Raw genomic sequence first — 7,190 nt, 5'->3', positions numbered from 1 at the left:
ACTCAATGATGGATAGAGACAAATTTGTTGAAAATTTACTTGCGGAACTCTATAAAAATTCCATTATTTACTAATTTTTGTTGTTCTTCTCAAAACATCGCTTATGTTTGATGATTCAAAACGAAGTAGCTTTATCTCTGATTTTTCCATGAATAATTCATAGAGTAATGACCATTTCTTTAGCCATTATTGAAAAAGTATATGAACGAAGAAAAATGATCAAGTTGCTCTATTTTGAGTGATTAAGCAAAGCGGAATACATATATAAGAAAAATCGTCGTTTACCTCTCAATAACGAAATAATTGAACCATTTTCTATACAATAGATTATACTGTATGCTTTGATACTGAATAAATACAATTTCAAAGTAAGTAATGAAACAAAAACGATAAATAAAAACGATAAGTAAAAACTATAAAGGAATACTTTAGTGATACTTGTCTATTGTTCGTTTAGTCAATTTAAAAACTAAAGGGGTTAGTGATAGTACAGGAAAAAGTTCTCAAAAATTCAATGGACAAAAAATGAAATATTTTTCAGAAAAGTAGCATAGTAGTAATTGAAGATAATGGTGGTTAAACATCGTTTATTTTTTATTGTTCGATATGTAATACCTGTCTCTTATACACATCTAGATGTGTATAAGAGACAGACATTATATAGTGGTTTTTGGAAATTTATACGTGTAAGAAATGTATGAATTCCGCTTTAAAAAAACACTTTATATTCTCATGAACTGCCTTATCCCTATTTATCGTTTATTCATCTTTAAGCTAGAAAAATTAGGAAAAGTAAGGATTAGGAATGATTGTCTTTTATAGCATTTTTTCCTGACTGAAATATATTGGCATAGGAACTAAATGACTTTGTTCATAGCTACATAAGGATAGATAAAAGCTTAGCATCTTAGTGGACAGAAAGGATTCCATTTCTGTTCGCTTTTTAATAGGAAAAATCTTTTTTTGAATATTCTCGTTGTCTTCACATAGAGTAATGGCTTTTTGTAACTATTGATTTAGAAAGTGAATTGGGAAATACTTGCTCACCCATCATTAATTTACATAAAAAGTGATATGCAACTAAAATGGATAGACAAATTGGAACAATCTAAGGATTTGAAAAGATAAAAAAGAATGAGTGAATTAATAATAATCTTATAGTGTTGCTAATATATTGTTTCCTTATTTCGTGAGTGGTAGATGCTTGTCAATACGAGAATTGGTGTCGATAAATCTCAACCCAAAATGATGCCCCATTTCAACTTCTTTGTATACTGATTTTATTAAACGATCGATATATAAAGAGAGAGGGGGCCGTTTATATAAAATAGATTTCTTTAGAAATAACATCTTAGTAAGGAGGGATAAAATGTTGAATTTGTTACGAAATAAGTTGAAACAGAAAGAATCTCCTAAATTAACTGAAAAACGTCCTTTTGCTTTTTTAGAGAAAAAAATAACGGCAAAACAATCTGAAACTATCAAAAAAATGATCCGACAACTCTTGGCTTCCAGCAACGAACGATACAATTCGACGGACTTAAATATCTTGATGAGGGAAGTCTTCGAAAAAGAAGGTTATCGATGTCAAATCATTGATGGTGTTTATGATGGATCTATTGATATCGAACTATTTGAAGAAAATGAGTTAATAGGTGCAGTTCAATGTAAAGCATATAACCCGGCAAATTCTTCAGGATTTGTAAAAAAAGAAGATGTAGCGAAATTTCATTCGGGTTGTACAAAGAAAAAAATCAAGAGAATGATTTTTGTGACGACTTCTAGCTATACGCAACCAGCGATTGAGGAGTACCACAATGAAATAATGCTGATTGATCGAAAGAAGTTATGGGAACTTATTATTTATCACTTTCCTATTGAATTAGCTGAAGTCATCAATCAAACATCAATGAGTTCTCTTAAAGATTGCGAAAAGTGTACTCATGGGAAACTCGTGAAATTTCGATCAAACCAAGGGAAATACTTATTTCAATGTGAATCTTGTAGTGCATTGTATTATAATGACGGGAAATTTTACAGACACCCTAGTTAAATATCTATAACAGGTTTTACTGCTTTTTATGACGAAAACAGGATGTATAAAAAGAAGTAAAATGGTCATGTCCTTTTACATCCTATCTTAATCTAGATACGAATAAAATAGGACAAAAACTTTAATTAATAAACCAGAGAATCCAAAATGAACTTTTTAGGATTCTCTGGTTTATTTTTTTACTGAAATAAGGAAGTCCTCCACCTACTAAACTGTAAAAAAAATAATTATGAGTGTTAAAAGATATTTGTGACTAGAGCAACTGATTTCACGATGATCACTGTTTTTCTATTGCTATCAATAATAAATTTACCTCCTATTTGAGACTTTTCGTGGATCGTTTCTTGGGGATACACGGTAATTGATAAATATCAGGTATTTTAAACTAATCATGCAAGATAACGATTGGAGCAGTTCTATTTCAATGTTTTACACTTTTTTCCTAACGATGAGAATACTTATTGTATGTTTGAATAAAAATTTTCGAATAGAAATATCTATCAATCAGACTGAATAAGCGATAAATGTTTCTTTTAATCGTTTATACGAGAATTGATTTCTATTAACATCAGATTTTTAAATGATTATTCGTTCATCTGAATAATATTTCATGTTATTTTTTGTTGACAACCATTTTTTTAATTGGTAAGGTATTCACATCAAATCGTAATTTTTACGATTTGCATTCAACAAAGCAGAAGGAGCGAGAATGATTTATGAAAAGAAAACTCAAAATGGATAGAAAAGTACAAAGAAAAATGCAAAGTGGAAATCTTGAAGTAGATAGATTTACATTAATTGAAAGAATTGCTTTAAATCGGCTGGCAGTACTAAGTTAAGCCGCATTTAGTTGGATTTTCTATATCACAAAGAAAAACGAAGAAGTTTGGTGTGATGATGAAATATCCATGGAACGCAATGATTGGATTTGTTCTAAAAAGTGACCATACTAAATAAAAGAAAGCAAAGATAGATTTGAGGGATTAAATAATGGAAAAAACAGATATATCTAGTGCTTATCGACGACTTAAAAGTCCGAATATCAAAACAAGAAAACGGGCTCTTAAAGTAATAAAAAACACAAACAAAAAATGAAATGAGAAATCCAATTTAACGAGTAGAGAGGACAGAAAAATGAAAAAATTAGTTGTAGGATTATTAACGTTAGCAACTCTAGGATTATTGGGGGCATGTGGGTCTGATAATGAAGGAGTCATTAGAGATAAGGAGGAAAAACTGTCTATCGTGACTACTTTTTATCCAATGTATGATTTCACGAAAAATATTGTAGGGGACGAAGCTGATGTCAAATTGATGATTCCAGCTGGAACAGAAGCTCATGATTATGAACCATCTGCGAAAGATATGGCTACAATTCATGATGCCGATGTTTTTGTTTATCATAATGAAAATATGGAGATGTGGGTCCCAAAAGCTAGAGAAAGTTGGAAGAAAGGAAAGCCTAATGTAGTTGAGGGAACGAAGAATATGGTGTTGTTACCTGGTGGTGAAGAAGGACATGATCATAGCCACGGGGAAGAGGATCATCATCATGAACTAGATCCACATACATGGGTCTCTCCGAAAATGGCTATTAAAGAAGTCATCAGCATCAAAGAGCAACTGATGGAATATTATCCTGAAAAAGCTGAGATTTTTAAAACGAATGCAGAGAAATATTTAACAAAGCTAAAACAATTAGATGAAGATTATACAACAAGTTTCAAAAAAGCAAAACAAAAAAGCTTTGTGACACAACATGCGGCATTCGGTTATCTAGCTTTAGATTATGGGTTGACCCAAGTGCCTATTGCTGGCTTGAACCCAGAACAAGAACCATCATCCAGTCGTTTAGCTGAATTAAAAGATTACGTCCAAAATAATGATATCCATTATATTTATTTTGAAAAAAATGCCAATGATAAAATTGCCAAGACATTAGCGAGTGAAACTGGAGTAAAATTGGAAGTATTAAATCCACTTGAAAGCTTGACTAAGCAACAAATGGCAGACGGCGAAGACTATATTTCCGTAATGGAAGCTAACTTAAAATCCTTAGAAAAAACCACTTCCATTGCAGGTAAAGAAATTACACCTGAAAAAGCAGCGGAAAGAAATAAAACTGTTGCTAACGGTTACTTTGATGATGCGGATGTAAGGGATCGTGACTTAAGTGATTATGCTGGAGATTGGCAATCTGTCTATCCATTATTAGAAGATGGTAGTTTAGATGAGGTATTTGATTATAAAGCTAAAATGAACAAAGATATGACTGCTGAAGAATATAAAAAATATTATGGTACCGGTTATAAAACCGATGTTGAGGCAATCCACATCACGGATAATACTATCGATTTCGTTGTTAACGGGGAACATCACAAATATACGTACAAGCCAGCAGGGCATCAGATTTTGACCTATGAAAAAGGGAATCGTGGTGTCCGTTTCAATTTCGAAACAGATGATGTGAATGCAGGTCGTTTCAAATATGTCCAATTTAGTGACCATGGGATCGCACCAAGTAAAGCCGCTCACTTCCATATCTTTTTTGGCAGTGAAAGCCAAGAGTCACTTTATGATGAACTGAATCATTGGCCGACTTACTATCCCAATACATTGTCTAAACATGAAATTGCCCAAGAGATGTTGGCTCACTAAACGGAATACATGAAAGGTGTTTTCATTAAAACTTTTGTGGTATGACTTTATTTATTTGTAGAGGTCATAAAATTCTTTGGAGTTTTACTTAAACAGTTAAAGAAATAGTAGCTATTAATCATTTATGCTGTGATTAAGGATGAGAATAATAAATAGTTTAAAAATCCTCCGATAGATGATATACCTTGCTAATCGCTTTATTCATTATGAGCATCCTAAAGGTTAGGTAAGTCGGAGCCCATAATTAGATAAAATAATGATCAATCAAGCTAAATAATATCGAAGGAAAGCGTTGGGCTTCGTTATAGCATAAATGGAACACGTAATATATCGACAGTTACTTTTTGTAGTTACACTAAAGAGGGTGACGAATTTAATAACAGGCAAAAAAAGAGGATGGTACAGAAGTGATTAACTCCGAGAAATAAGAAGGAATTCATGAAAGTTGCTTTTCAAATTCTTGTGAATTTTAGCTTATTTTCGAAGGAGTTGCTTCTGATTTCACTGTTTATACGTATTTAGAGCGTGAAGCAAGAGTAAATAATACTTTTGTCTCATGCTCTTGTTGCTATATGTGCAACTTTATGTATGAATATAAATAATAATCTGGTAACAAAAGACGGAGAGGTTAATCATTATTAATGATGATTTGCTAAGTATCTTGAAAGATTTGTGCATCATAGAATATAGGTTGCACAATACTTGCTGCTATTGGGGCAATGTTCTTTTTATTGTCTGAAATATGTGGATTTATTCGTCTTATCTATAAGTTAAATTAGTTTTTAGTTGGTTGGAAAAAACTTGACGATTATGACACTAAAACCACTTTTTATGTTGCTTTTAAATAATAATTTTGTTATTCATTTATAGTTTAATTATCTGTATGAGGCGAATAGCTTTGTAGTTTATTGGTTCAATAAACTACAAAGAGGAGAAATCTAGTAACCATTCAGAAGTTTAACAGGCTTATGAATTTTACTTTATTTAAATGAAAAGATATGCTCACGACAAGTGCTTGAAAAATATAAACGCATGTCTAAATATAAGGTGAAATTAAGCAGATGGATTAATAGTGAACATAAAACAATGATAGAGGAATTGTAAGTGATGATTACCTTGGAAATGAAGTTTATAGTTAGGCTAGTAGTTGGGATATTTAGCATAGTGTGCCTTGTCATTGGAAGTTTTTTTTATTGAATGTGAAAAAAATTGTTCATGTAAATGTAGGTAAGGAACTACCAGAATCCGATTATCATAAAATAGAATCTGCTTTGCAAAAATCTAAAGTGTTTACTTTTCTTGGATTTTTAGCTCTTACAATCAATTTGATTCTTGTGCGTTTTTAAATCATTAAAATCCTATATTTTACTTAAACAAGTTATGAAGGATAGAAACAAAAAGATTTTGGCTGTTGGACTATTTTCAGAAAGATTAGATTGTACTGATAGAAGAAATTAATATTATATTGAGGATAATCGGAGTTGTTTAAAATGAAAAGACAATCGAGAACAAAAATCAAGTGGATAATTATGATTGGTTTGATGTGTTCAAGTACTATGGTAGTTTTTTTCATCATTTTACTATTTCAAAAAAGATATCTTTGGTCGTTTATTAGTATCATAGGAGCGATTATTGGTCTGGATTCTTGTTTGAGTTTAAGAAAAGTAATAAAGTCAGTTGAAACAATAAAAAATCAAAAAAATAAGAGATCGAAAAATCAAGAAATCGAACAATAAAGAAGTATGACATATACTTTCATGTAAGTATTTTTTCGATGTGTCTTTATTAAATTGAAGTATTGTTGTTGTCTCAAGATCTGACTAATCGTGTGCTGTCCACTGTATCGTATTATTTTGCTATGGAAAGAGGGGAAGAAGGCGTAAAAAAGGATAAGATATTGATGTTTGAAAGGAGAAGTAAGGGGGAAATAGGTTCTATCTCTACTGTCTTGATAGTCTATATACATAATGGCGTTCATAGGGGGCTACTTACTGTTTCGGCTCTTTATTCGTAAGATGACTGGTATATTTTTTTAACATCGTTCTATTCATAGAGTTATGCAAATATTTAGCTAGGTATATTAAAGGGAAACAATTTGAAGGCCAGATGGTTTTTCATATAGGCTTTATCTTACATAGCTAGAATGCTGATTTTTATAAGAAAATAGTCTCGCAAAAGTTGATCGATCTACTATTTCTCTATTTTGAAGTTTTCTAAACAAAAATGCTTCAAAAGTTGGCAAATTTATTGGAAAATTCTATTCTAAGTTGTACATCAAAAGTTGGATTGGCTATTATATCAATTTATCATTTGGTCGTGATCAATGAAAATTTATGTTGTGAAAGAGTTTTTGTTTATCGAAGATTAGGTTATTGATGAAAGTGTTACCAATCATGAACACATAAAATTGCCGTATCAAATTTGTAGTTCAAAGGGAGATGCTTATGGCAAAAGTATATAATATAGAAAAACTGAGAGT

Annotated in this window: 3 protein-coding genes; all 3 read left to right on the top strand. The window is 31.2% G+C overall.

Annotated elements, in window-relative coordinates; genetic code table 11:
- The first annotated feature begins 1,369 nt into the window (after window positions 1-1,369).
- The 3 genes from A5844_RS02550 to A5844_RS02540 all read left to right on the top strand — a co-directional run bounded on the left by A5844_RS02550 (window position 1,370) and on the right by A5844_RS02540 (window position 4,711).
- Window positions 1,370-2,053, top strand: a complete 684-nt coding sequence (locus A5844_RS02550) for a restriction endonuclease (protein ID WP_086283626.1) — start codon at window positions 1,370-1,372, stop codon at window positions 2,051-2,053.
- A 990-nt stretch (window positions 2,054-3,043) separates the two neighbouring features.
- A complete protein-coding gene (locus tag A5844_RS14115) occupies window positions 3,044-3,148 on the top strand; it encodes a putative metal homeostasis protein (RefSeq protein ID WP_086283624.1) in 105 nt (34 codons plus the stop codon).
- Between the two features lie 39 nt (window positions 3,149-3,187).
- Window positions 3,188-4,711 carry a zinc ABC transporter substrate-binding protein AdcA gene (locus A5844_RS02540; protein ID WP_086283622.1) on the top strand — a complete coding sequence of 508 codons (1,524 nt, stop codon included), beginning with the start codon at window positions 3,188-3,190 and terminating at the stop codon, window positions 4,709-4,711.
- The last annotated feature ends 2,479 nt before the right edge of the window (window positions 4,712-7,190 follow it).

This window comes from Candidatus Enterococcus wittei, from assembly GCF_002140175.1.
In the GTDB taxonomy this organism is placed as follows: domain Bacteria; phylum Bacillota; class Bacilli; order Lactobacillales; family Enterococcaceae; genus Enterococcus_B; species Enterococcus_B wittei.
Note: the sequence above shows the minus strand (reverse complement) of the source record. Positions and strands in the feature narration are given on the sequence as shown.

Coding starts and splice junctions, on each gene's coding strand:
- A5844_RS14115 (WP_086283624.1), top strand. CDS start 3,044: ATGGAAAAAACAGATATATCTAGTGCTTATCGACGACTTAAAAGTCCG.
- A5844_RS02540 (WP_086283622.1), top strand. CDS start 3,188: ATGAAAAAATTAGTTGTAGGATTATTAACGTTAGCAACTCTAGGATTA.
- A5844_RS02550 (WP_086283626.1), top strand. CDS start 1,370: ATGTTGAATTTGTTACGAAATAAGTTGAAACAGAAAGAATCTCCTAAA.